Below are 25,356 nucleotides of genomic sequence, written 5' to 3'. Positions count from 1 at the left end.
GCAAAGTTTCTTAAAGGGAGAACCCCGGCCACACAGTGACCGGGGTTCCCCGTGGGCAGTTCCCAGGAGGGCTGCCTAAGGCCTGTTGGCAGTACGCCTACTCGACGTCCGCGTCCACCTCGCCCCGGCTCTTCCGGGCGTCCTCCTCGAGGCGGGCGTCCAGATGAGCCTGCTTTGCCTTGGAGCTGACCAGGCTGGCTATCACGGCCACGATGATGGTGCCCACGATGACCGCCAAGGAAACGTAGGTGGGGATTTCGGGTGCCCACTCGATGTGGTGGCCGCCGTTGATGAACGGCAGTTCGTTGACGTGCATGGCGTGCAGGATCAGCTTCACGCCGATGAACGCCAGGATGAAGGAGAGCGCGTGCTTCAGGTAGATGAGGCGGTTCATCAGGCCGCCGAGCAGGAAGTAGAGCTGGCGCAGGCCCATGAGCGCAAAGATGTTCGCCGTGAAGACGATGAACGCGCTCTGGGTGAGGCCGAAGATCGCGGGGATGGAGTCCACGGCGAACAGCAGGTCCGTCATGCCGATGGTCACGAAGACGATCAGCATGGGGGTGAAGACCTTCTTGCCGTTGACCACGGTGCGGAGCTTGCCGCCGTCGAACTTCTCCGACATGGGGATCACGGTGCGGATCTTGGCGATGATCGGGTTTTCGCGGTCCTCTTCATCTTCGCCTTCGTCCTGTGCCTGCTTCCACGCCGTCCACAGCAGGAAGGCACCGAAGATGTAGAAGACCCAGCTGAACTGCTCGATGACGATCGCTCCGAGCATGATGAAGATGCCGCGCAGGATGAGGGCGATGACGATACCCACCATCAGCACTTCCTGCTGGTACTTCCGGGGCACGGAGAAGCGGGCCATGATGATGATGAAAACGAAGAGATTGTCGATGCTCAGGCTGTATTCGGTCACCCAGCCGGCGACGAACTGCCCGCCGTACTCCGGACCCGCAAACATGAACATGGCACCGGCGAAGACCAGGGCAAGAGCCACATAGAAAGCGACCCAGAGGCCGGCTTCCTTCATGGAGGGTTCGTGCGGGCGCCGCACCACCAGGAGCAGGTCAAGCAGGAGAATGATGCCGAGGGCGACGAACGAGCCGACCTCAAACCAGACGGGAAGCTGCACAGAGATACCTTTCGCAGGGTACAAAAAACTGGTGTAAGTCTCTCCGGCGAACCCGTGCACTTTGTGCTGATGTGGCTGCCCGCTACGCCCGGCAAGGCATCTGTGCCCTGCGTGTTGACGGCCGTAGCGCTTGGGATACTCCCCTACGTGACCTCAACTTTACATGACGCCGGCGCCTCCCCGCGCCTCAACGTGCCGCAGCAGGGCAACGTTCCATCCTCGGACACCATCCGGATACCGCCCGGACCCCCTCCGGCCAGGCGTCGGTCCAGGCTTGCGGTCAGGCTTCCGGTCAGGCTTCGGGTCAGGCGTGGCCGGCGGCCTGCATCTGGCGGAGTTCCTTTTTCAGCTCCGAGACTTCGTCGCGGATCCGGGCGGCCACCTCGAACTGGAGTTCGGCCGCCGCGCCATGCATCTGCTCGGTCAGCTGCTCGATCAGGCCCACCAGGTCCTCGGCGGGGGCGGCGGCGAGGCCGTCCGCCCGCACGGTGGCCGCACCCTTCGCCGCGGACTTTCCCCGCTTGGCGCCCTTCGCGAGGCGGTTGTTGTTCAGCAGTTCCTGGGTGTCCGCGTCCTCCCGGGCCAGCTGGTCCGTGATGTCCGCGATCTTCTTCCGCAGTGGCTGCGGGTCAACCCCGTTTTTCTCGTTGAAGGCGACTTGGATGGCGCGGCGGCGGTTGGTCTCCTCGATGGCATGCGCCATGGAGTCGGTGATCCGGTCAGCGTACATGTGCACCTGGCCGGACACGTTCCTCGCCGCACGGCCGATGGTCTGGATCAGCGACGTGGAGGAACGCAGGAAGCCCTCCTTGTCCGCGTCGAGGATGCTCACCAGCGACACCTCGGGAAGGTCGAGGCCCTCACGGAGGAGGTTGATGCCCACGAGCACGTCGAAGCTGCCCATGCGGAGCTCACGGAGCAGCTCCACGCGGCGCAGCGTGTCAACATCCGAGTGGAGGTACTCCACCTTGATGCCGTGGCCCAGGAGGTAGTCCGTGAGGTCTTCGGCCATGCGCTTGGTGAGGGTGGTGACCAGGACGCGCTCGTCCTTCTCCACGCGCGTACGGATTTCGCCCAGGAGGTCGTCGATCTGGCCCTTGGTGGGCTTGACGACGACTTCGGGGTCCACCAGGCCGGTGGGACGGATGATCTGCTGCACATAGCCGTCGGCCTTGCCGAGCTCATACTTTCCGGGCGTCGCGGACAGGTAGACCGTCTGGCCCACCCGCTCCAGGAACTCGTCCCATTTCAGCGGACGGTTGTCCATGGCGGACGGGAGGCGGAAGCCGTGGTCCACGAGCGTGCGTTTGCGCGACATGTCACCCTCGTACATGGCGCCGATCTGCGGCACGGTGACGTGGGATTCGTCGATGACCAGCAGAAAATCGTCCGGGAAGTAGTCGATGAGGCAGTGCGGGGCGGAGCCGCCCGCCCGCCCGTCAATGTGCCGCGAGTAGTTCTCGATGCCGTTGCAGAAGCCCATCTGCTGCATCATTTCGAGGTCGTAGTTGGTGCGCAGCTGCAGGCGCTGGGCCTCGACGAGCTTGTTCTGGCCTTGCAGGACGCTGAGCCGCTCCGCCAGCTCATTCTCGATGGCGGTGATGGCGCGGGACATGCGTTCGGGCCCGGCGACGTAGTGGGACGCCGGAAAGACGTACATCTCGGTTTCCTCGCGGATGACATCGCCGGTGACCGGATGCAGCGTGTAGATGTTCTCCACCTCGTCGCCGAAGAATTCGATTCTGAGCGCGAGTTCCTCGTACATGGGGATGATCTCGACGGTGTCGCCGCGGACGCGGAAGGTTCCCCGGTGGAAGTCCATGTCATTGCGGGTGTACTGCATGGACACGAACTTCCGCAGGAGGTCATCGCGGTTCATCTCCTGGCCCCTGCGGAGGGTCACCATGCCGGCGATGTACTCCTCCGGGGTGCCGAGACCGTAGATGCAGGACACCGTGGCCACGACGATCACGTCCCGGCGGGTCAGCAGCGCATTCGTGGCGGAGTGCCGGAGCCGTTCCACCTCTTCGTTGACGGAGGAGTCCTTCTCGATGAAGGTGTCCGTCTGCGGAACGTAGGCTTCCGGCTGGTAGTAGTCGTAGTACGAGACGAAGTATTCCACCGCATTGTTGGGCAGCAGTTCCCGGAACTCGTTGGCCAGCTGGGCGGCCAGGGTCTTGTTCTGGACCATCACCAGCGTGGGGCGCTGCACCTGCTCGATGAGCCACGCCGTGGTGGCGCTCTTTCCTGTACCGGTGGCGCCCAGGAGCACCACGTCTTTTTCACCGTTCCTGATCCGTTCGGTGAGCTCGGCGATGGCGGCCGGCTGGTCGCCCGCGGGCTTGAACTCGCTGATGACCTCAAAGGGCGCGACGACGCGGTTGATCTCCTGCGCAAGACTCATGTATCTAATCTACCGCTGCCCGCAGAAGCGTACGACGGCGGCTGCCAGCCGCTGCTTGCTGCCCACCGCTCCATGCCAGGCCCGGCGGTTTCCATGAACCAGGCTTCCTTGCCCTGGGAGTACCTGGACGTGGACGTGTCCGATGCGTGGAGCGCCGCGACCCGGTGCTTTTCCGCCGCGTAGGCGTCCCGGGCGGCCGGATCCGCGGTGAGCCAGTCGCGGAAGCCCAGCGCGAAGCGCCATCCCGGGGAGCCGGCAACGCGGACGTGGAGGTTCACGGGCCGCCCGGGATCTGCATTGCCGTGGAGCCGCTTGGACCAGGCTGCGGGATCGGGGCGTCCGGCCGCGGGGCTGTCGAGCAGGATGCCCGGCCACACAGGGAACCCGGCGGCAGTGAGCAGCGGCGCAATGCGATCGGCCGTCTCCAGATCCGCCACGGCCATCTGGAGGTCTATGACGTTCTTGGCGTCGAGTCCGGGGACCGCCGTGGATCCGATGTGATCGACGGACAGGACATCATGGGGAGCAGCGGACCGCAGCCTGTCCAGGAGCAGGGACGCCTGGCGCCGCCAGTCCGGATCGTGCGGAACCAGCACCGGGCCGCCGTTCCGGGCGGCGACGGTGGCTTCGCTGATGTTCCCGGCGTACGGCACGAGCCGGTCCTCCCACAGCCGGTCCACCTCACACCGCAGATCCTCCGGAGTCCCGGAATTGTCCAGGACAACATCCGCCGCCGCCAGCCGGACGTCCCGGGCGGCCTGGGCGGCCATCCGGGAGCGGGCCTCCTCCTCCGTCATGCCGCGGTGTTTGACCATCCGCTGGACGCGGACCTCGGCTGCCGCGTCCACCACCACGACGAGGTGGAAGTTGCTTTGTTGGCCGGTTTCGACGAGGAGCGGGATGTCCTGGACCACGACGGCGTCCGTGGGGGCGGCGGCGATCACCGCGGCGGCGTGCCGGCGGACCAGGGGGTGGACTATGCCGTTAAGCTGGGCGCGCCGCTCCGGATCCCGGAACACGACGGCGCCGAGGCGCGCCCGGTCCAGCCGGCCCTCCGCGCCGAGGATGTCCTCCCCAAACGCCTGCACTACGGCGGCGAGGCCGGGCGTGCCCGGTTCCACGACGTCGCGGGCGATGGCGTCGGCGTCCACGAGCACCGCCCCCAGCTCTTTGAGGCGCGCGGCCACCATGGACTTCCCTGAGGCGATGCCGCCCGTCAACCCGATCTTCAGCACAACCCCAGACTAGTCCCCACCGCTCCCCTGACCTCGCTCCGCTCGCCCAGGGAACCCTCGCGGCGTGGGCCCATCCACCGCTCCCCTGACCTCGCTCCGCTCGCCCAGGGAACCCTCGCGGCGTGGGCCCATCCACCGCTCCCCTGACCTCGCGGCGTGGGCCCATGCCCGGACTAGACTAGGGCGGTGCACGAGCAAGAGAGCAGGACGTCGTCCTTCACCACCCTGGCCGCCGGGCCGGACTTCCGCCATGAGCTGGAGGTCAAGCGGTCCCGGTTCATCACTGTGCTGCGGCGCACGGACAGCGAAGACGCCGCACGGGCGCTCGTGGCGGACCTGCGGCGCGAATTCCATGACGCACGGCACCACTGTTCAGCGTTCGTGCTGGGCCCGGACCGCAGCGTCCAGCGTTCCAGCGACGACGGCGAGCCCTCCGGAACGGCAGGGATCCCCATGCTGGAGGCCCTGGTCCGGCGGGAAACCGCCTCCGGGGTGACGGACCTCAGTGACGTGAGTGCCGTCGTCGTGCGGTATTTTGGCGGGATACTCCTGGGGGCCGGCGGGCTGGTGCGGGCGTACTCCGAGTCGGTGTCCGCAGCCCTTGACCTCGCGCCACTGGTGCAGCGCAGGAGGCTGCGCCTCTGCGCCGTCCGGGTACCCCATGCCGCTGCCGGCCGGCTGGAGAACGATCTCCGCGCCGCCGGCTATGCCATGGCAGCAACGGGATACGAGCCGCAGGCGACCGTCCTGCGGCTGGCCTTCCCGGACTCGCCGGAGGTCCTGGCGGAGGCGGCCGAGCGACTGGCAGCCATGACGTCCGGAAGCGCGGACCTGGAGCCCGAAGGCACAGACTGGGTGGACGTGCCGCTCCCCCGCTGACCGCGGCCGCGCCGGAGGCGGATGCCCAACGAAGTGCCCAACCAAGGATCTGCCCCGAGCAGATATCCGGACCAGGAAACCAATTATCAGGTTGCTTATCAGTTGCCTGGTTCCTAGGGTTGAGGTGTAAGCCAGCACCGCGCGCCCGGCCGGCCCGTGCCCGTGCGGCACACCTCAGGCGGCGCGCCACGTTGAAGGAGGACGAATGTCGGAACACAGCATCGCAGGCAAGAAAGTCGCCTTTCTGCTCACGCACGGCGTGGAGCAGGTGGAGCTGACCAGCCCCTGGAACGCGGTCAAGGAAGCCGGTGGCGAGCCCACCCTCGTTGCTCCCGTCAGCGGAAAGCTCCAAGGCTTCAACGGCGTCGAGAAAGGGGACACGTTCGACGTCGACCTCACCCTGGCGGAGGCCAGCGCCTCGGATTTCGACGCCCTGGTGATCCCCGGCGGCGTCGTGAACGCCGATCACCTGCGCGTGAACAAAGACGCCCAGGCCTTTGCGCGGAGCTTCTTCGAGCAGCACAAGCCCGTAGCCGCGATTTGCCACGGCCCCTGGCTGCTCATCGACGCCGGTGTAGTCAAGGGCCGGAACCTCACCTCGTACCACACCCTCGCGACCGATCTCAGGAACGCTGGTGCCAATTGGACCGACGAGCAGGTGGTAGTGGACCAGGGGTTCGTGACCAGCCGGAAGCCGGACGACCTCCCGGCCTTCAATGACAAGGTGCTGGAGGAAATCGCCGAAGGGGCACACGCGGGCCAGACCGCCTGACGCTGCCGGTTCAGCAACCCAAAAAGGTGGCCGCCCCCTTCCGGGGACGGCCACCTTTTTACTGGCTGTCAGTACTTACGGCAATTAGTTGCCGGTCAGCTTCTCGCGCAGTGCTGCGAGGGCCTCGTCCGAAGCAAGCGTGCCTGCACCGGTCTCGGCAGCAGCCGGCTCGGAGGAGTAGCTCGTGGTGCCGGAGTCGCTCTCACCGGACGTTGCAGCTGCAGCGTCGTCGGCAGCGTGCTGGGCAACCTGCTTCTTGTGGGCTTCCCAGCGGGTCTGGGCGTCAGCGTACTGCTGCTCCCAGGCTGCGCGCTGGTTCTCGTAGCCTTCAAGCCACTCGTTGGACTCCGGGTCGAAGCCCTCCGGGTACTTGTAGTTGCCCTCTTCGTCGTACTCGGCGGCCATGCCGTAGAGTGCCGGGTCGAATTCGGTGCTGTCGGCATCGACGCCCTCGTTGGCCTGCTTGAGGGAGAGGGAGATGCGGCGGCGCTCAAGGTCGATGTCGATGACCTTGACGAACAGCTCGTCGCCGACGGAGACAACCTGCTCAGCCAGCTCAACGTGGCGCACAGCGAGCTCGGAGATGTGGACCAGGCCTTCGATGCCGTCTTCGACGCGGACGAACGCACCGAACGGAACCAGCTTGGTGACCTTACCCGGAACAACCTGGCCGAGGGCGTGGGTGCGGGCGAAGGTCTGCCACGGGTCTTCCTGCGTAGCCTTGAGCGACAGGGAGACGCGCTCGCGGTCCAGGTCGACCTCGAGGACCTCGACGGTGACTTCCTGGCCAACTTCGACAACCTCGGACGGGTGGTCGATGTGCTTCCAGGACAGCTCGGAAACGTGGACGAGGCCGTCTACGCCGCCCAGGTCCACGAAGGCACCGAAGTTGACGATGGAGGAAACGACGCCGGGACGGACCTGGCCCTTTTCCAGCTTGTTGAGGAAGGTCGAGCGGACCTCGGACTGGGTCTGCTCGAGCCATGCACGGCGGGACAGCACAACGTTGTTGCGGTTCTTGTCCAGCTCGATGATCTTGGCTTCGATCTGCTGACCGATGTACGGAGCCAGGTCGCGCACGCGGCGCATCTCGACGAGGGACGCCGGCAGGAAGCCGCGCAGACCGATGTCGAGGATAAGACCACCCTTGACAACCTCGATGACGGTACCGGTGACAACACCGTCTTCTTCCTTGACCTTCTCGATGTCGCCCCAGGCGCGCTCGTACTGAGCACGCTTCTTGGAGAGGATCAGGCGGCCTTCTTTGTCTTCCTTGGTGAGCACCAGGGCTTCGACCTGATCGCCAACGGAGACGACGTCTCCGGGGTCAACGTCGTGCTTGATGGAAAGCTCGCGGGAGGGGATGACACCTTCGGTCTTGTAACCGATGTCGAGCAGAACTTCGTCGCGGTCGACCTTGACGACGGTACCTTCGACGAGGTCGCCGTCGTTGAAGTACTTGATGGTGGCGTCGACTGCTGCGAGGAAGTCCTCAGCGGTACCGATGTCGTTAATGGCGACTACGGGGGTACCGGGCTTCTCGGTGGAGGTGATGGTCATGTAGTAGGGGCTCCGTTGTGGATAGTTAGTCGGTCAGGCAAACCATCGCCCCAGCGTTATGGAACGCAGGCGCAAAGCGCGGCAGATCGCAAGAATCTGCCGGGTCCTCCTGATTTTGTGGATTAGAGATGCGTGCACGTAGTACACGCCCGTTTAGTCTAGTCGCTCGCGTGAACCCGGGTCAAAGCGTCGCGGCTACCCCTGCGGGCCTGTGACCTGCCCCAATGCGGTCAGAAGTGGGTCAGGCAGTGCGGCGCGCGCTCGACGGCGAACATGTGCCGCGCTTTCAGCGCCGCGCCGGGTCCATGCTCGGTAATCCGCCCGGCCGAGGCCAGCGTCACCGGACACACACCGCCGACGTAGATGGAGCCGAGTTCGGCGACGTCGAGCGACAGCTCCGGCTGGACACCGGACGGAGCCTCGGTGACCCGGGCATCGCCGCCGCTGACCTCGAGGAGGAAGGTGCCGTCCGCCAAGCCCAGGGAATCGCTGATCCCCAGGACCAGGGACCCGTCCGCGGAGTAGCGCCGGGCTGCCAGAGCCTTGCCTGCGTCGAGGATCCGGAGCCACAGCATGTCCCGGTGGTCGGAGGAGTCGATGCACCGCGGGTCTTCCAGCGCCCACCCGAGCGGGTCATCCGCCGGGGCGTCAGCCCAGCTGACCCGCTCGGTCAGGTCGATGCTGCCGAGGAACTGCCACAGCTCCAGGTAGGCGGAGTGGGTGGCGGCCACGAGGTCGACGAGTTCGATTGTGTAGGGCTTGGTGTCCCAGCCCGCGAACTTGTACGAGACATAGCCGTCCACGGCGCCGGAGGCGTCGTAGTGCAGGGCGCACTTGATGGCCTCGTCCTCTTTGCCTTCATCGCCCACGGCCCCGGAGACCTTCTGCCGGTAGGCTTCCTGCCGGACGATGGACCCCGGGGTGTGCCGGTGCACGCGTTCGAATACGTCCGGCGCCAGGTCCAGGAGGACTTTCCGGTCCGCTATTTCCACTCTCCCTGTCGCGGCATGGCGAAGTCGGAACCTCGGGCCGGTATCGACCTTGATGGACCGCTCGAAGGTGGCCACGCCGTAGCCGAAACGGCCGTAGATGGACCCCTCCGAGGCCGTAAGGGCCGCCATGGCCAGCCCGTCGGCCTTGGCGGACGAGAGGTCCTCGGTCATCATCCGGCGCAGGAGGCCCTGGCGACGGTGGGTCCCGCGCACCGTCACTGCCGTCACCATGTGCGTCCGGAGCTGGCGGCCGTAGCCGACGTTCAGGTCCTTTCGCAAGGTGCCAAACGTCGCCACGGGAACGTTGGCGCCCAGGGAATGCGGGGCAACCTGGCTGGTCTGGTAGACGCCCGTCAGCTCACGGCAGTCCACCCGGTACATTGCCAGGATCTTCTCCACGAATGCGTCATTCCGCCGGGTGTCGTGGAAGCCGAAGCCCACGGCCTGTAGCCAGTCGGCTCCCTCGGTGTACCCGGGCGCGCCTTCGTCCGAAACCCTGAATCGCCTGATCTCATAGCTATCTGCCATGTACTGCTCCCCCTTTGAACCGACTGAAATTTGGCCACGGATGACAATCATGCGCAGGGCGCCGGATAAGGCGCCCTGCACATTCTGTATGTACTAGTGGCCTGCGTCGTACCAGCTCGTGCCCACGCCGATCTGCACGTCCAGGGGAACGCTCAGTTGCGCAGCGGAGCCCATCTGCTCGGTGACCAGCTTCTCAACCGCCTCGCGTTCCCCCTTGGCCACTTCCAGCACGAGTTCATCGTGCACCTGCAACAGCATGCGCGACTTGAGTCCCTGCGCGGCCAGCTCGGCGTGCACGCCCAGCATCGCGCGTTTGATGATGTCCGCGGCGGACCCCTGGATGGGCGAGTTAAGCGCGATGCGCTCGGCGTTTTCCCGCATCTGCCGGTCCGTGCTGGTGAGATCCGGCAGGTAGCGGCGCCGCCCTTCGATGGTGGACGTGTAACCGTCGATCCTGGCCTGGTCCACCACGCCCCGGAGGTAGTCGCGGACGGCGCCGAACCGGTCAAAGTAGTTCTTCATGAGGGTCCTGGCCTCATCGACCGAAATTTCCAGCTGCTTGGACAGGCCGAAGGAGGTCAGCCCATAGGCCAGGCCGTAGGACATCGCCTTGACCTTGGAGCGCATGGCGCTGGTGACCTCTGCCGGCGGCACGTGGAAGATGGACGAGCCGACGAAGCGGTGCAGGTCCTCGCCCTGGCGGTAGGCCTCAATCAGCCCCGCGTCACCGGACAGGTGCGCCATGATGCGCATTTCAATCTGCGAGTAGTCCGCGGACAGCAGGCACTCGTACCCGTCGCTGACCACGAAGATGCCACGGACGCGCCGGCCTTCCTCACTGCGGATCGGGATGTTCTGCAGGTTGGGGTTGTTGGAGGAGATGCGCCCCGTCGCCGCCACGTTCTGGGCGTACGTGGTGTGGATGCGCCCGTCCTCGGCCACGGACTTCTTGAGCGTCTCCACCATCTGGCGCAGCTTGGCCGATTCGCGGTGCGCCATGAGCTGGACCAGGAATTCATGGCCCGTCTTCTCCAGCAGGTTCTTCAGCGAAGCGGCGTCTGTGGTGTAGCCCGATTTGATTTTCTTGGTCTTGGGCAGCTGCAGCTCGTCGAACAGCACAGTTTGCAGCTGCTTCGGCGAACCCAGGTTGACCTCGTGGCCGATCGCGGCGAACGCACGTTCCTGCGCATCGTCGATCACCCGGGCCAGGTCCGCCAGCTGTTCGTCCATCAAGTCCATGGAGACGGCGATGCCGGCATGCTCCATGTCGGCCAGGACCCGGCTCACCGGCAGTTCCAGTGTGGCGAGCAGTTCCTCGGCCTTGCGTTCCTGCAGTTCCGATTCGAAGAACCGGCTCAGCTTGTGGACGACGGCGGCGACCTGGACCAGCGCCCCCGACGCCGCTGCGGCGTCGTCGTCGAACGTCAGTTCCAGCTGCCCGGCCTTGGCGGCCTCAGGGGAAACGTGGATGTTCAGGTGGTATTGGGCCAGCTCGGCCAGCTCGTAGGTGCGGCGGTCGGGCTGGATGAGGTAGCCGGAGATGGAGGTGTCATCCACGACGCCTTCCAGGCCAAGCCCGCGGTTATTCAGGGCTTTCAGGGCTGCCTTGTAGCCGTGCATGACCTTCGCGGATTCCCCGTCCCGGAGCCACTGCGCCAGGACGTTCTCAGCGTCGGCGTCCAGCGAGGTGAGGTCGACGTAGGCGGCGGCGTCATCGCGCACGATCGCAACGGCGTCGGCGTCCTCGCCGATCCGGCCGGGCAGGACGTCGACGGCGAGGGCGGACCGCTGGCCGGCCCCTGCCTCCAGGAAGGACCGGAGCGCGTCCGCGTCGGTCAGCCTGGCGAAGTCCCGGCTCTCCAGGGGCTCGCGTTCCGCTTCCGGGGCCTCGCTGGCGTACAGGTCAAAGAGCCGCGTGCGGATGGTCTTGAACTCGAGGGTGTCGAAGAGCTCCTCGAGCGCTTCCTGGTTTGGCCGCGGATCCGCCAGTTCGTCCAGCGTCACGGGAAGGTCGAGGTCTGTGTGCAGCCTGTTCAGCTTGCGGTTGCGCTTCACCGCCTCAACGTTGGCCCGCAGCGCGTCGCCCACCTTCCCGCCGATGGCATCGAGGTGTTCCAGCACGCCTTCGAGTCCACCATAGAGGTTGATCCACTTCGCAGCCGTCTTGGGTCCGACGCCGGGAACCCCGGGGAGGTTGTCCGCGGTCTCCCCCACCAGGGCGGCGAGATCCGAATACTGGGCGGGCGAGACAAAGTACTTTTCCTGGACGGCGGCAGCGTCCATGCGCGGGATGTCGCTGACGCCCTTCCGGGGATACAGCACGAAAACGTTGTCCGTGATGAGCTGGAAGGCGTCCCGGTCACCCGATACGAGCAGGACTTCGTAGCCGGCCTTTTCACCCATTGCTGCCAGCGTGGCCAGGATGTCGTCCGCTTCGTAGCCGGGCATCTTGATGGTCTTGATGCCCCACGCGCCCATCACCTGGTCGATGAGGTCGATCTGGCCGCTCATCTCCCGGGGAGTCTCATTGCGGCCGCCCTTGTACTCGCTGTACTCGGCCTTGCGGTGAGTGGTGTCATCCGACACGTCGAAAGCCACTGCGATGTGCGTGGGCTTTTGTTCCTTGATCAGGTTGATGAGCATGGATGTAAACCCATGGATCGCATTCGTGTGCTGGCCCCGGGCGGTGGAGAACTTGTCAGCCGGGAGGGCAAAGAAAGCCCGGAAGGCCATGGAGTGCCCGTCCAGCACCAGAAGCCGGGGCTGGTCCGTCAGGGGAATGACGGGGGCCTCGGTTGCCGACACCGACGGGCCGGCAGGCGAGGACACCGCGATGTCCTGAAGGGTCTCGGTTGTGGACGGGAAGGGGGCCGGTTTGGTTGTTTCACTCACAGGTGCCAGCCTAGTTGCCATGATGGACAATTTCACTCTCGGCAGCCCTGACGGGGAACCGGCCGGGGATCGCGGGCCGGCGGAAGCAGCGCGCCCTGCCGGGGAGGTTCCCTCCGTCGAGGCCCAGTTCAGGGAAGAGCTCTTTGCCGCCGGTGTGCCAGAACACCTCCACGACTGGCTTGGCGGGTACGGAATCGGTGCCCTCGTGGTGAAGATGGGCATCCGTTTCCTGGAGATGAGCCCCGAACGGACGGTGGCCACGATGCCGGTGGAGGGGAACACCCAGGTGGCGGGAATCCTCCATGGCGGCGCCCACGTGGTGCTGGCCGAGACCCTGGGATCATTCGCGGCCGGGATGCATGCGGGGCCGGGCCGGCAGGCACTGGGCATCGAAGTGGGGGCGACGCATCACCGGGCCATCGCGTCAGGCACCGTGACGGGCACCTGCACGGCCATCCACTTGGGCCGCACGCTGACCACCCACGAGATTGTCATGACAGATGAGCAGGGCCGCCGGCTCTCCACCGCCCGCCTCACCAACCTGATCCGGGACACCGGCGCGTAGCTGCTCCGGCGTCTAGCCTTGCCCTGGGGCCTGCCCTGCGGCTGGCCCTGCCGCGAAGCGGTACCGCAACTCCACGATCCCCCGCCCCTGGGTGCGGGAATCCACCAACTCAAGCGGCGGCGTCGGACTTTTCAGCGGCAGCAGCCGCTTTCCCCGTCCGAGCACGACGGGGATGATCGAGACGATCAGCTCATCCAGCAGGCCTGCGTCGGCGAACTGGGCGGCGAGTTCGCCTCCTCCGACCACCCAGACGTTTTTGCCTGCGGCGTCGCCGGTGAAGTCGTCAGCGAACTCGGCGACGTCACCGCGGACGAACGTGATGTCCGCACCCGGCGGGGCGCTGAATTCGTGGTGCGTGAACACCCAGCAGGGCATGTCGGCGTAAGGCCAGTTGCCCGGCTCGTGGTCCATGAGCCACTGGTAGGTTGCGCCGCCCATCACGATGCAGCCCACGCCGGCCATGAAGGAGTCGTAGCTTTCTTTCCCGCCTTCGAAGCCGTCGAACTGCAGCAGCCAGGCAAGGTCATCATCAGCCGTGGCGATGAACCCGTCGAGGGAAGACGCCACGTAGTACTGGACACTGGACATGGGCCCAGCCTAGCGAGTCCCGTGCGAGGTTCCCAGAGCGGCGGACGCCGGCCGCTGGCCCGCTATCCGCTGAAGTAGGGAATGATCAGGTAAAGCCCGAACAGCACTGCCACGCCGCAAAGGCCGAAGCAGATGTAGGCGAAGTAGCGGACCCATACGGGGGCGGCAGTCTGGCTGTCTCCGGCGATGGCGGTGAGGCGGACGCCCAGGGAATACAGGACCACAACGGTTACGGCTGCGGTCAGCGTGGCACCAGCTACGGTGAGGAGTTCCAACCACTTCATCGCTGCGTATCCTTCGGATTGTTCGCCTTGGCGCGCTCGGCCGCGCGTGCGGCCCGGGCGAGGGCTTTCTTCTTGGCGAAGCGGACGGCCTGCCCCGCTTCTTCGACCTCCACAGCGTTGTGATGCCCAACTGCGGACTTGCGTGAGACCAGGAACATGTAGAGCACTGCTCCGGTTCCGGCGACGGCGGCGATCACCACGCCCACGGTGCCTGTCTTGACGAGGATCGCGGTGAGTGCGCCGACAACGCCCGCTGCGGGCAGGGTGAAGAGCCAGCCAAGCGCGATGCGCCCTACCATGCCCCAACGGACGGTTGTCCCCTTGCGGCCCATGCCCGAACCGATCACGGAACCGGACGCCACCTGCGTGGTGGAGAGGGCGAAGCCAAGGTGCGAGGAGGCGAGAATGGCGGAAGCGGTGCTGGATTCGGCAGCGAAGCCCTGCGCGGGCTTGACCTCAGTAAGGCCAGCGCCCATGGTCCTGATGATCCGCCAGCCGCCTGCGTAGGTTCCGATGGCGATGGCGAACGCGCAAGCCGCGATGACCCAGAACACCGGCCCTGAACCCGGCTCCTGCGTTCCGGCGGCGATCAGCACGAGCGTGATGATGCCCATGGTCTTCTGGGCGTCGTTGGTGCCGTGCGCCAGCGCCACGAGGCTGGATGTGAAGATCTGGCCGGTCCGGAAGCCGCCGCGTTTCTGCGTGAGCTTGCTGCCGGTCTCGGGATCGTGCCGGGAGGTGAGCGCGTAGGCCACGCGGGTGCAGATGTAGGCCACGATCCCGGCGATGAGCGGGGCGAAGATCGCCGGCAGGATGACCTTTTGCATCAGGGACTCCAGATTGATGGAGTGGAATCCGATGCCGGCCACAGCGGCTCCGATGAGCCCGCCGAAGAGGGCGTGCGACGAGCTGGACGGCAGGCCCTTCAGCCAGGTGATCATGTTCCAAAGGATCGCGCCCATGAGGCCGGCGAAGATGATGTCCGGCGTGATCTGGATGCCGTCGTTTCCCTCACGGATGATGCCGCCGGAAACCGTCTTGGCCACTTCCGTGGACAGGAACGCGCCCACCAGGTTCAGGACGGCTGCGAGTGCAACTGCCGTCTTGGGTTTGATGGCACCGGTGGCGATGGGCGTGGCCATCGCGTTCGCGGTGTCATGAAATCCATTGGTGAAGTCGAAAAATAAGGCCAGTGCTATGACCAGCGCCACCATTAAGGTGATATCCACCTGTTGCCCAATCTGCAGAGTCGATGATCAGCAGTTCCACTTCCCCGGACGCCTGCAAAGCACAGAGTTCACCGGCTGTTCATGTGATGGGACTTGCAGTGGCTGCAGAAACGGGTTTGAAACCCTATAGATCGTACGCGCCACGCACTTCAGATCAAACCCGGTCTTCCATGAACGTCCGGATGGCTTCAAGCTCCCCGGGGGACAGCCCCCGCCTCGGATCGGGCGAGACCAACAGCGCACGCCCGCGCAGGATCCTGGCCCAGGACTGTGCCCGGCCTTCGAAGGCAAGCTGGTCGTCCACCCAGATGATCCGCTCGGGGCGGCTGAACTCAACGTCGGCCTGGATGGCCTCCAGCTTCCACCAGTCCGCTCCACTGCCCGCGCCGTCCGCGGTCAGCACCGGCCAGCCTCCGCCGTCGAGCCCGGTTGCGGGGCACAGCACCGCGGGCGCCAGTTCCTCCCAGCTGGTCAGCCAGACGCAACGCAGGCCCGGTGTCGGCGCCAGCCCGTTGAGTTCATCGATCAATTCCGCCGCATAGGCCACCTCAAGCATGCCGGTGTACGCATACCTCCAGGCCGAACCCCACGGCGTCTGTCCGGCCGCGCCAAACGGGCACACCACGCCGTCGACGTCCAGATAGAGTGACGCGTTTCCCACGGCATGGTCCTTCCACTGCGGCGGCAGGCCAAGGAACCCGCCCAGCCAGTCCCGGCTCTTCGGCCGCCCCCGGCCCTGGTTCCAACGTTATGGAACCGATGTGATGCCGGGCAAGGGGATGCCCCTCGACATGCAGCCTCCCACGGGGATCCAAGGTCCTAAAACTCCGGAGGATAGACTGTGGCCGTCAGCGCTGGAGCAGATCCGACGAGAGGCAGGCATGGGCGACACCGAGGCAGCCGAAGCCATTCCCACCGAAGAACTTGACCTGCTGCACCGGTATTGGAACGCCGCCAACTACCTCACGGTGGCCCAGATCTACCTCCAGGAGAACCCGCTGCTCCGGGAGCCGCTGAGGGCTGACCACATCAAACCACGGCTGCTCGGCCACTGGGGAACAGGCCCCGGGCTGTCCCTGATCTACGTGCATCTCAACCGTCTGATCAGGCGCACCGGCGCGGAGGTCCTTTTCCTTGCCGGCCCAGGGCACGGCGGGCCGGCCGTGGTGGCGAACGTGTACCTCGAAGGCACGTATTCGGAGGTGTACCCGGAAGTCAGCCAGGACACAGCGGGGCTGCGGCGTCTTGCGCGCCAGTTTTCGACGCCCGGCGGGATCGGAAGTCACGTGGGTCCGGCCACCCCCGGGTCGATCCACGAGGGCGGCGAACTCGGCTACTCCCTCATGCACGCCACCGGGGCGGTCATGGACAACCCCGGACTGGTAGCCGCCTGCGTTGTGGGCGACGGAGAAGCCGAAACCGGGCCGCTCGCAGCGTCATGGGACGCGCCCTTCTTCCTCAACCCGGCCAGGGACGGCGCCGTCCTGCCGATCCTCCACCTCAACGGGCACAAGATCTCCGGTCCCACCGTGTTGGGCCGCCGCTCTGACGAGGACGTGGAGGCGCTGCTGCATGCCCACGGCTGGGATCCCGTCACGGTCTCGGGCGACGATCCCGAACGGGTCCACCGGGAACTGGCCTCCGCCGTGGACCGCGCATATGCCGATATCCGCGGGCTGCAGGAGGCCGCCCGCAGCAACGGCGTGACCGGTGCCGCCCGCTGGCCGGCCATCATCCTGCGGACACCCAAGGGCTGGACCGGCCCGGAATCCGTGGACGGCAGTCCGGTGGAGGGAACGTTCCGTTCCCACCAGGTGCCGCTGTCAGGGGTCAAGGACAACCCGGAGCACCTCGCCTTACTTGAGCAGTGGATGCGTTCCTATGAACCCGAGACACTGTTCGACGCCGATGGCCGGCTGGTTCCCGAACTGGCCGCCCTGGCGCCCGAGGGCACGCTGCGCATGGGGTCCTTGCCGGCCGCGAACGGACGCCCGTCCGTACCGCTGGAGATCCCGGAACTGACGCGGTACGCCGTGGATCCCGGCGAGCGTGGCTCCACGAGCAGCGAAACCACCAAGCCGCTCGGCGAACTGTTCCGCGACCTCTACCGGAACACGGAGGAAGACCCGCGCTTCCGCCTCTTCTGCCCGGACGAAACCAACAGCAACCGCCTGGGAGCCGTCTTCGAGGCGAGCGACCGCTGCCTGCTGCTCCCGCCCGGCGGCGGCGACGCCGCGGCGTCCAGTGATCACGTCTCCGCCGATGGCCGCGTGATGGAGGTGCTCTCCGAGCACCTGTGCCAGGGCTGGCTCGAGGGGTACGTGCTCAGCGGCAGGCACGGTTTCTTCGCCAGTTACGAAGCCTTCGCCATGATCAGCGCCTCCATGACCGTCCAGCACGCCAAATGGCTCCAGCACGCGCGCGAACTCGACTGGCGCTCCCCCATTCCGAGCCTCAACATCCTGCTGACGTCCACCTGCTGGCGCAACGACCACAACGGTTTCAGCCATCAGGGACCCGGCCTCATAGATACAGTGCTCTCCCTCTCCGGCGAGGTGACGCGCATCTACCTCCCGCCGGACACCAACACCCTGCTGGCCACGGCCGAACATGCCCTGCTCAGCACGGACTACGTCAACCTTGTGGTGGTGGACAAGCAGCCACATCCGCAATACCTCACACTGGACGAAGCCCGCGAGCACGCCGAGGCAGGGGCCTCGGTCTGGGGCTGGGCAGGCAACGAGCGGCCGGAGAGCACGGCTGACCCGGACATCGTTCTTGCCAGCGCCGGCGACATCCCCACCGAGGAGACGCTGGCGGCTGCGTGGCTCCTGCAGCGCCACGTCCCCGGGGCCCGTGTCCGCGTGGTCAACATCATGGACGCCATGGTCCTGCCGCCCTGGAACACGCATCCGCACGGCCTCGACGACGGCACGTTCAGCTCCCTTTTTACGGAAGACTGCGATGTGGTCGTGGCCTGGCACGGTTATGCCCGCTCCTTCCACCAGTTGCTGCACGGGCGGCCCAACCCGGAACGTTTCCATGTGCGCGGGTACAGCCAGCAGGGAACCACCACCACGCCCTTCGACATGGTCGTGCTGAACCGGATGAGCCGCTATCACCTGACTCTTGAAGCACTGCGGCGCATGCCGCGCCGGCTGTCCGGGGCGGATGACCTGGCGGAGCTGTGCAACCGGCAGCTGGAAGCCCACGCCGTATACATCCGTGAGCATTTCGAGGACCTCCCCGAAATCCGTGACTGGATCTGGACGTCACCGGCCTCGCCCGAGTAGGCGTGGAGAGTCAGACTGGCTGCGGGCTTTGCGGGCATTGTTGGGGACGAAGCGACCAATGAATGTTGCCGTCACCGCCCCGAGCAGGGACATAAGGAGCCAGGGAGCGAGTGCAGTGGTTCCCGGAACGTAGGCGAGCTCATAGAGCGGAGCCAGGGCGACGTTGCCGATGACGACCGCGAGCCCTCCGGCACTGGCGAGCAAGCCGTAATACACGCCGGTGGGACGTCCGGCGGCAAACTCCATTACCAGGCCCATCGCCATGGGCATCACGCACATGTTCCCGAGGGCAAGACCGGTTACCAGCACAAGGGCCGGCAACACAGGGAGGCCGCTTGGCGAAGGGAAGACCGCCAACGCCCCGAGGGAAGCGAAGCCCAGGGCCTGCAGGGCAAAGCCAAGGGGAAGTGCGATTTCCGGTCCGGCTTTGCGCATGAGCCGGGCTATGGGCCACTGAAGGGTGATGGTCAGAACGGAGGCGTAGGCAAAGACGACAGCCAATGCACTGACTCCTGCACCGCTGCGTTCCAGTTCCACCGGCAGCCCGAAAAACAGCTGGTTGGCCGCCAGGAGGTTGACGCTGTAGAAGGCAACGAACCCGATGAACTTTTTCTCCCTAAGGCAGGACCAAAGGCCCGATGCCGGCGGGGATGCCGACATTTCGGTTGAGGTTGCGGGGGCTTCGGGCCGCTGTTTTGGCTGCGGTTTTGGCAGGAAGCAGAAGAAGACGGCTGCCATTATGGCAAAGACTCCCGCCCCCGCAAGCAGCGCAGTATCAAAGCCTGTCTTCAGTAGAAGCGCTCCCAAAAGCGGACCCACAACAGCACCCACCTCACTGCAGACCACCAGCAAGGCAAAGAGCGAAGATCCCTGGTTTTTCCGTGCGGCACCGGGGTGCGTGGCATCGTCCCGTGTGGTGCCTTCCTGCACCCTGGCGCGCCGCTCGGCGGCGGAGGCAACGAGACTCCGCGTGCCAGGCGCAAACAGTGCACCACCCATGCCCGTGACCACTGCGCCGAGCAGGAACAGCGGGAAGTCCGAGGCCCAAACCAGAAGCAGAAAGCCCATGACCCGTACTAAACAACCCGCGATCATCGATTGCCGTGCTCCCCATAGGTCGACAAGCGCGCCACCCAAAAGGAACAACCCCTGTTGTGCAAAAGTGCGCGCGCCAAGCACGATCCCGACCGCCATCGTACTCATGCCGAAGTCATCCCGCATGACGACCGCGAGGAACGGCACCGCGGCATTCGCTACAAGACCTTCTCCGTGGATTCCTCCGAGACTTACCATGGCCAATGTGTCCCCCGGCTTAGGCCACTTGTGCTGGTAGGGTCTGCGCATGGATGAAAACTTGGGGAAGTTCATCGACGATTTTGCTCAACTGGTGCAGCTTGCACAGTCCGGCCAGCACCGCGTGCAGGGCGGAGAGCAGCTGCTGACCACTCTCACTGAACATCTCGGTGTTCCCGCGGAAACGCTGTCCGTGGTCGTGGAGGAGATACCCGTGCACCGGTTCGTCGATGCTGACATCCTGATGGCAGAACTTGCCGCCGAGAGCGAGGACTTCCAGCTGCTGGGCATCGGCGGCGGGGACCAGCGCCATCACCAGTCACTGAGCGACATGCTGCAACAGTCCCGGTTCTTCCCGCAGTTCCCTCTGTCGCAGCCCGATTTCAAGAACCTGGCTACCGGGCCGGATGAGCAACGCCAGGCCGTCGCCATGGGCCTGTGGCTGTTCAGACAGGGAGGCCGCCCAGTTGCCGTATGGCAGCGGGATGCAAACCCGCGGTTTGGGCGGCTGTCAGCTTCCCTCGAGGTCCTCGCGGGTGACACCGGCAGTGCAGCGGAATTCCTCTCCGCGTTCCGTCGAAGACTGCAGCACCGGAGCGTCCTCAAGGGTCAGATGATTTCATTGGTTATGGGCGAGTACGGTCCCAGCGCCGCAGGCGTCACCTTCCATGCCAGACCTTCCCTGACAGAGTCCGAGGTCATTCTGCCCGACGGCTTACTGCAGAAGGTGTCAGGCCATGCGCTCGGCATCGCCGATCACCGAGAGTCGCTCAGCGAATACGGGCAGCACCTCAAGAGGGGCATCCTTCTCTACGGCAAGCCGGGGACGGGCAAAACCCATACTGTCCGCTATCTGCTGAGCCAGAGCGCGGGAACCACCGCCATCCTCCTGTCGGGGGGATCGCTGGCCAGAATCGCCGAGGCCGCCACCATGGCCCGGGCCCTGCAGCCTTCCATCGTCGTTCTTGAAGACTGCGACCTGATTGCCGAGGACCGAAGCTTCGGGCACGGACCGCAACCGCTGTTGTTCGAAGTGCTGGACGCCATGGACGGCCTGGACAGAGATGCAGACGTGGCCTTCGTCCTCACCACCAACCGCGTCGATATGCTCGAGCGTGCTCTGGCGCAGCGTCCGGGCCGCGTTGATCTGGCCGTAGAGATCCCGCTCCCGGCCTTGAGGGAGCGCATTAACCTCGTGAAACTCTACGCCCGCGCGATTCCCTTCAGTAGTGACGCTGTTGAAGATGCAGCATCCCGCACCGAAGGCACGACCGCCTCCTTTGCCCGAGAACTCGTCCGGCGGGCCGTGGTTGCTGCCGCCTTGGAGGGCGTCCCCGTTGATGATAGACATCTGAGCTTCGCTGTTGACGGGCTGATGGAGGACGGCGAGGCACTTACCCGGAGCCTCTTGGGCAGCGGAGCAGGCGCCGGCTTCGAGAACCCTGGCGTCAGCGGTTTTGGTGCACCCGGCTTATCTGGACCCGGCCCCGCCGGAGCCGGCTTTAGCGGGCCGTCGAGCGGCCATCTTTCCTACAGTTCTGGCATCAGCTCCGAAGCGGACGCATCATCCTAAAGTTGGTCATCTCTACGCCAAGCAGGATGGGGTGCTGCTCGCCGGCCACGGTGAAACCGTGCTGCTCAAAGAAGGGTCGCGCCGTAATGCTCGCGTTGGTGTGCAGCTCGGTTGCACCGGCCATGGCCGCGATGGCGTGGAGATGCGATAACAGGGCGCTGGCCACCCCGCATCGACCGAACTTGGGGGCTACAAACATCATGTCGATATAGCCGTCGTCTCCGACGTCGGAGAAGCCGGCGACCTCGGCCCCGATAGTGGCCACATAGGTATTTGACGCCATCCTTGCGGAGTTCCACTCGTTGGTGTCCCGTTCAGCTGGCCGTGCCCACGCCGCGATTTGCTCTGCTGAGTAATCCAGGGCAGCAGTCTCCGTCACCGCCGCCAGGAATACGCTCAGAGTCGCCTGGGCATCGGATTCGACGTACGGACGGATCTCCATCCCCTGATTTCATCACACCGGGCGGCTGCCCGATGGAAGTCCCCCGGCGGGCAGACGCCAGCTGCAGACGAAGATCGCGGCGGTGCCTCGTGCTGGGCAACGCCTGTCCCCCGGCATTCCCCGGCAGTAGGCTGGAGGCACTCATCCGGGAGCTGTCCGATGCCTGAACTCGACGACCTGATAACAACTGCCCGCGACGCCTATCAGCGCCGGGACTGGAACGTGGCGAACCGCAACTTCACTGCTGCGCTGCGCCAGTCACAGCAGGGGCCGGCACAGCTCGGCCCGGCCGACCTCGAGGGACTGGCCGACTCGGCGTGGTGGCTGGGCGACGTGCCGGAATCGCTGGCGGCTGCCGAGGAGCTGTACCGCCGGCAGGACAGTGATGGCGAGCCGGCTACCGCGGCTATGACGGCGATTGTGCTGGCCCTCCGCTGGGGAACGCGCGGCGACCTTGCCGTTGCATCCGGGTGGCTCAACCGGGCCCGGCGGCTGCTGCAGGGCATTACGGAATGTCCGGAGACCGGATACCTTTTGTACCTGGAGGCGGCCATGTCCATGGACCTCGAAGGGGACCCGGCTGCCGCCGCTGAGGCCGCCGGCAAAGTCGAGGCGCTGTCCCGGCGCTTCGGGGACCCTGCCCTCGCCTGTTTTGCCCGCGTGCTCTCAGCCATCGCCCTGGTGCGGGAAGGACGGACAGACTCGGGCTTCAACGACCTGGACGAGGCGATGCTGCCGGTGATCGCCGGTGACGTGGCCCCTGAGTGGGCGGGCGACATCTACTGCACCGTGGTCCACCTCTGCCACGAACTTGGTGACCTCGCCCGCATGCGGGCCTGGACCGCGGCTCTGGAGCGCTGGACCGCGGGTCTTTCCAGCACGTTCGTGTACGCAGACGTGACCCGCGTCCACGAGTTGCAGCTCCTCAGTGCCGAGGGGAACTGGGATGCCGTGGAGCGCGAGATCGGCCCCCTGAGCGAACGGCTGGCGACATCCCACGGCTGGATGGCCGGGGCCGGGTTCTATGAGCTGGGCGAAATCCGGCGGCTGCGCGGAGATACGGCAGGCGCCGTGGCGGCGTACGCCCGGGTGCGGGACACCGGCGTTGAACCGCAGCCCGGTGAGGCCCTCCTCCAGGCCGCCGCCGGTGACCACGACTCAGCGCTGGAGCACTTGCGGGTGGCGCTTGGCGAAAGCGGCCCCCTCGAAGGCGCCCGCATGCGCCTCGCTGCTGCCGAACTTGCCGCAGCCGCAGGACATCAGGCCCTCGCCTCGGCGTTCTGTGAGCAGCTGGAACAGACAGCTGTCCGCTTCGCGTCGCCCGGGCTGCAGGCCTGGGCAGCGCAGGCACGCGGAATCGTGCATTTGGGAGCCGGCCGGGCGGAGGAAGCCCTCGGCGCGCTGAACACCGCTGCCCGCATCTACCGCGAACAGCGCGCCCGCTACAGCACCGCCCGGATCCACGAACTGATGGCCGACTGCCGCGCCGTCCTCGGACAGCCGGACATCGCCGCCGCGGACCGGGCAACAGCGATTGCCATCTACCGTCAGCTTGGAGCAGCCCCGGACGCCCGGCGGCTCGAAGGCGCCTCCCCCGGCGGCCTCACGGCGCGTGAAACGGAGGTCTTGGCACTGGTCAGCGGCGGAGCAAGCAACCGGCAGGTGGCCGCGTCGCTGGTCATCAGCGAAAAGACGGCGCGCCGGCACCTTGCCAACATCTTCCTCAAGATCGGGGTCACCTCCCGCACCGGCGCAGCCGGTTGGGCGCAGGAGCACGGCCTGAAAAAGCGTCCGACGGCGTAACGCCGCTTTCGGACGGGACTCGCCCGCCGCCGTCGTACTTCAGTGGAACTGACACCCGACGCCGGTGCGGCGGGGCTGCATCAGGCGACCCATTCCCCGCCGCGAAACATGCACCATCCGCCCGACGCGCGTTCCGGTACGCGGACCGTAGCGTCAAAGTACCGGACATCCCCGTCCGGACTTCGGAAAGGACACGGACCATGAGCACCATTCAAACGGAAACAGTCCCGCAGACGGATGCGGTCGAGGCCGGGGCGGAGCGGCTCGTCGGCATCCTCAATGACGCCTCCATCGCCATCCTGGCGAGCATTGGCCACCAAACAGGGCTGTTCGAGACACTGGCCGCCCTGCCGGCTGCCAGCAGCGAACAAATCGCCGACGCCGCCGGACTGAACGAACGCTACGTCCGCGAGTGGCTGGGCGGCATGGTGACCGCACGCTTCGTGGAATATGACGCGGTTGCCAAGACGTACCTCCTGGACCGGGCCCTTGTCCCCTCAGTCAGCGGACCGGGCGTGGACAACCTCGCCCGCACGCTGACCTATGTCACGCTCATGGGGGAAGTCGCCGGAAAGATCGCCGACAAGTTCCGCACCGGCGGCGGGCTGAGCTACTCCGACTACCCCGGCTTCGTACAGATCCAGGCCGCTGACAGCGGCGCAGTCCACGACGCGTCCCTGCTGGAGTCCATCCTTCCGCTCACCGGGAGGGTGGAGGCACTGCGCGCCGGCATCGACGTCGCGGACATCGGCTGTGGCGCCGGCCACGCCGTGAACCTCATGGCTGCTGCATTCCCCGCCAGCCGGTTCACGGGCTACGACTTCTTCGAGGAGGCCCTCGATGCGGGACGCGCCGAAGCCCAACGCCTCGGTTTGGACAATGTCCGCTTCGAACTCCTTGACGCCTCGGCGCTGGACATCAGCGAAGGGCTGGACCTGATCACGGTTTTTGACGCCATCCACGACCAGGCCCATCCCGCCACCGTCCTGCGCAACATCCACAGGGCGCTCCGCCCCGGCGGCACCTTCCTCATGGTGGACATGAAGGCGTCGAGCAACCTCGAGGACAACATCGACCTTCCGTGGGCCGCATTCCTTTACGCGATTTCCACGACCCACTGCATGTCGGTCTCGCTGGCGCAGGACGGAGCGGGCCTCGGCACCGTGTGGGGCGTGCAGCTGGCCGAATCCATGGTCCGCGAGGCCGGTTTCGACGATATGGAGGTGCGGAACCTGGAGGAGGACCCCTTCAATGCCTACTTCGTAGCGCGGAAGTAGGCGTCAGGGAAGTAATCGTCAGGCAGTAATCGTCAGGCCGGGGACGCCTGCTGGGGTCCGGCGATGTTGACCAGCCAGGCAATGCCGAACCGGTCCGTGCACATGCCGAACGTGTCACCCCACGGCGCGGGCTCCAGCGGCACCGTGACGCTGCCGCCCTCGCCGGAGAGCTTGTCCCAGTAGCCGCGCAGTTCGGTTTCGTCCTCGCCGCTGAGCGACACAGAGATGGTGTTGCCAGGCGTGTAGTCCATGCCCGCGGGCGTGTCCGCGCCCATGAGGACCAGCCCGTTGCCGGCAGTCAGCATCCCGTGCATGATCTTGTCCGCCTCTGCCGGGTCTTCGCTGGCTTGGAAGTCGCCGAAGGTGCTGAGGGCCAGGTCCCCGCCGAAAACGGACTGGTAGAAGGTCATCGCATCGCGGGCGTCGTCGCGGAAACCGAGGTAAGGGTTGAGCACGGTAGGCACAGCATTCTCCTTCGAGTCGGGACAGGCTGGATGGCCGCTCGGGTGGCGGACCGCACTACACATGTTGCCCCAAACGGGCGCCCCTTCATAGGGTTCACGGGGTGTTGCGGATACGCTGGCCACGCTCGTCAACGCTCCTCGCGGCCGG

Annotated in this window: 20 protein-coding genes; 7 read left to right on the top strand and 13 right to left on the bottom strand. The window is 65.8% G+C overall.

Annotated features, from left to right (window positions below):
* Nucleotides 1–97: 97 nt before the first annotated feature.
* The 3 genes from AC6CH3_RS10165 to coaE all read right to left on the bottom strand — a co-directional run bounded on the left by AC6CH3_RS10165 (nucleotide 98) and on the right by coaE (nucleotide 4,774).
* A complete protein-coding gene (locus tag AC6CH3_RS10165) occupies nucleotides 98–1,135 on the bottom strand; it encodes a TerC family protein (RefSeq protein ID WP_498132327.1) in 1,038 nt (345 codons plus the stop codon).
* Between the two features lie 304 nt (nucleotides 1,136–1,439).
* The gene (gene uvrB / locus AC6CH3_RS10160; protein ID WP_498132326.1) at nucleotides 1,440–3,539 is read right to left on the bottom strand and encodes an excinuclease ABC subunit UvrB; all 2,100 of its coding nucleotides are present in this window, start codon (nucleotides 3,537–3,539) and stop codon (nucleotides 1,440–1,442) included.
* Nucleotides 3,536–4,774, bottom strand: coding sequence for a dephospho-CoA kinase (coaE, locus tag AC6CH3_RS10155; protein ID WP_498132325.1), 1,239 nt, complete (start codon nucleotides 4,772–4,774; stop codon nucleotides 3,536–3,538). The genes uvrB and coaE overlap by 4 nt, the downstream gene beginning before the upstream one ends.
* 186 nt (nucleotides 4,775–4,960) lie before the next feature.
* Between coaE and AC6CH3_RS10150 the strand changes: the two genes are divergently transcribed.
* Together AC6CH3_RS10150 and AC6CH3_RS10145 are read left to right on the top strand one after the other, a co-directional pair.
* Nucleotides 4,961–5,653, top strand: a complete 693-nt coding sequence (locus AC6CH3_RS10150; RefSeq protein ID WP_498132324.1) for an IMPACT family protein — start codon at nucleotides 4,961–4,963, stop codon at nucleotides 5,651–5,653.
* A gap of 205 nt (nucleotides 5,654–5,858) precedes the next feature.
* On the top strand, nucleotides 5,859–6,425 hold the full coding sequence (locus AC6CH3_RS10145; RefSeq protein WP_498132323.1) for a type 1 glutamine amidotransferase domain-containing protein: 567 nt from the start codon (nucleotides 5,859–5,861) through the stop codon (nucleotides 6,423–6,425).
* An 84-nt stretch (nucleotides 6,426–6,509) separates the two neighbouring features.
* On the opposite strand, the gene rpsA is transcribed toward AC6CH3_RS10145, so the two are convergent.
* The 3 genes from rpsA to polA form a co-directional block, all read right to left on the bottom strand.
* Nucleotides 6,510–7,985, bottom strand: a complete 1,476-nt coding sequence (gene rpsA, locus AC6CH3_RS10140; RefSeq protein ID WP_018773018.1) for a 30S ribosomal protein S1 — start codon at nucleotides 7,983–7,985, stop codon at nucleotides 6,510–6,512.
* Between the two features lie 230 nt (nucleotides 7,986–8,215).
* The gene (locus tag AC6CH3_RS10135; protein ID WP_498132322.1) at nucleotides 8,216–9,505 is read right to left on the bottom strand and encodes a GNAT family N-acetyltransferase; all 1,290 of its coding nucleotides are present in this window, start codon (nucleotides 9,503–9,505) and stop codon (nucleotides 8,216–8,218) included.
* Nucleotides 9,506–9,598: 93 nt separating this feature from the next.
* Nucleotides 9,599–12,238, bottom strand: coding sequence for a DNA polymerase I (gene polA / locus AC6CH3_RS10130; protein WP_498132416.1), 2,640 nt, complete (start codon nucleotides 12,236–12,238; stop codon nucleotides 9,599–9,601).
* Nucleotides 12,239–12,416: 178 nt separating this feature from the next.
* On the opposite strand from polA, the gene AC6CH3_RS10125 reads away from it, so the two are divergent.
* Nucleotides 12,417–12,962, top strand: coding sequence for a hotdog fold thioesterase (locus tag AC6CH3_RS10125; RefSeq protein WP_498132321.1), 546 nt, complete (start codon nucleotides 12,417–12,419; stop codon nucleotides 12,960–12,962).
* Between the two features lie 12 nt (nucleotides 12,963–12,974).
* Here the strand turns inward: AC6CH3_RS10125 and AC6CH3_RS10120 are convergent, their stop codons facing one another.
* The 4 genes from AC6CH3_RS10120 to AC6CH3_RS10105 all read right to left on the bottom strand — a co-directional run bounded on the left by AC6CH3_RS10120 (nucleotide 12,975) and on the right by AC6CH3_RS10105 (nucleotide 15,724).
* Nucleotides 12,975–13,550, bottom strand: a complete 576-nt coding sequence (locus AC6CH3_RS10120; RefSeq protein ID WP_498132320.1) for a dihydrofolate reductase family protein — start codon at nucleotides 13,548–13,550, stop codon at nucleotides 12,975–12,977.
* A 62-nt stretch (nucleotides 13,551–13,612) separates the two neighbouring features.
* Nucleotides 13,613–13,834: a hypothetical protein gene (locus AC6CH3_RS10115; protein ID WP_498132319.1), complete on the bottom strand. Its 222-nt coding sequence runs from the start codon at nucleotides 13,832–13,834 to the stop codon at nucleotides 13,613–13,615.
* Nucleotides 13,831–15,063 carry an inorganic phosphate transporter gene (locus tag AC6CH3_RS10110; RefSeq protein WP_494036651.1) on the bottom strand — a complete coding sequence of 411 codons (1,233 nt, stop codon included), beginning with the start codon at nucleotides 15,061–15,063 and terminating at the stop codon, nucleotides 13,831–13,833. Before AC6CH3_RS10110 ends, AC6CH3_RS10115 begins: the two co-directional genes overlap by 4 nt.
* Before the next feature lie 154 nt (nucleotides 15,064–15,217).
* Nucleotides 15,218–15,724, bottom strand: coding sequence for an HAD domain-containing protein (locus AC6CH3_RS10105; protein ID WP_498132318.1), 507 nt, complete (start codon nucleotides 15,722–15,724; stop codon nucleotides 15,218–15,220).
* 220 nt (nucleotides 15,725–15,944) lie between these two features.
* Between AC6CH3_RS10105 and AC6CH3_RS10100 the strand changes: the two genes are divergently transcribed.
* Nucleotides 15,945–18,356, top strand: coding sequence for a phosphoketolase family protein (locus AC6CH3_RS10100; RefSeq protein WP_498132317.1), 2,412 nt, complete (start codon nucleotides 15,945–15,947; stop codon nucleotides 18,354–18,356).
* On the opposite strand, the gene AC6CH3_RS10095 is transcribed toward AC6CH3_RS10100, so the two are convergent.
* Nucleotides 18,336–19,649 (bottom strand): MFS transporter, encoded by a 1,314-nt coding sequence (locus AC6CH3_RS10095; RefSeq protein WP_498132316.1) that lies wholly within the window; start codon nucleotides 19,647–19,649, stop codon nucleotides 18,336–18,338. The two genes, AC6CH3_RS10100 and AC6CH3_RS10095, sit on opposite strands and share 21 nt — an antisense overlap.
* 49 nt (nucleotides 19,650–19,698) lie before the next feature.
* On the opposite strand from AC6CH3_RS10095, the gene AC6CH3_RS10090 reads away from it, so the two are divergent.
* Complete coding sequence (locus AC6CH3_RS10090; protein WP_498132315.1) at nucleotides 19,699–21,222, top strand: AAA family ATPase; 1,524 nt, start codon at nucleotides 19,699–19,701, stop codon at nucleotides 21,220–21,222.
* On the opposite strand, the gene AC6CH3_RS10085 is transcribed toward AC6CH3_RS10090, so the two are convergent.
* Nucleotides 21,194–21,664: a GNAT family N-acetyltransferase gene (locus AC6CH3_RS10085; RefSeq protein ID WP_498132314.1), complete on the bottom strand. Its 471-nt coding sequence runs from the start codon at nucleotides 21,662–21,664 to the stop codon at nucleotides 21,194–21,196. The genes AC6CH3_RS10090 and AC6CH3_RS10085 overlap by 29 nt on opposite strands.
* Nucleotides 21,665–21,823: 159 nt before the next feature.
* On the opposite strand from AC6CH3_RS10085, the gene AC6CH3_RS10080 reads away from it, so the two are divergent.
* Both AC6CH3_RS10080 and AC6CH3_RS10075 read left to right on the top strand, forming a co-directional pair.
* Nucleotides 21,824–23,467, top strand: a complete 1,644-nt coding sequence (locus AC6CH3_RS10080; RefSeq protein WP_498132313.1) for a LuxR C-terminal-related transcriptional regulator — start codon at nucleotides 21,824–21,826, stop codon at nucleotides 23,465–23,467.
* A 200-nt stretch (nucleotides 23,468–23,667) separates the two neighbouring features.
* On the top strand, nucleotides 23,668–24,744 hold the full coding sequence (locus tag AC6CH3_RS10075; RefSeq protein ID WP_498132312.1) for a class I SAM-dependent methyltransferase: 1,077 nt from the start codon (nucleotides 23,668–23,670) through the stop codon (nucleotides 24,742–24,744).
* Nucleotides 24,745–24,776: 32 nt separating this feature from the next.
* Here AC6CH3_RS10075 and AC6CH3_RS10070 read toward each other — a convergent pair whose 3' ends face one another.
* The gene (locus tag AC6CH3_RS10070) at nucleotides 24,777–25,208 is read right to left on the bottom strand and encodes a VOC family protein (protein ID WP_498132311.1); all 432 of its coding nucleotides are present in this window, start codon (nucleotides 25,206–25,208) and stop codon (nucleotides 24,777–24,779) included.
* Nucleotides 25,209–25,356 lie beyond the last annotated feature (148 nt).

It is taken from the genome of Arthrobacter sp. GQ119, from assembly GCF_059759125.1.
The sequence above is the reverse complement of the archived record's forward strand: the minus strand, read 5'-3'. Positions and strand labels throughout refer to the sequence as shown.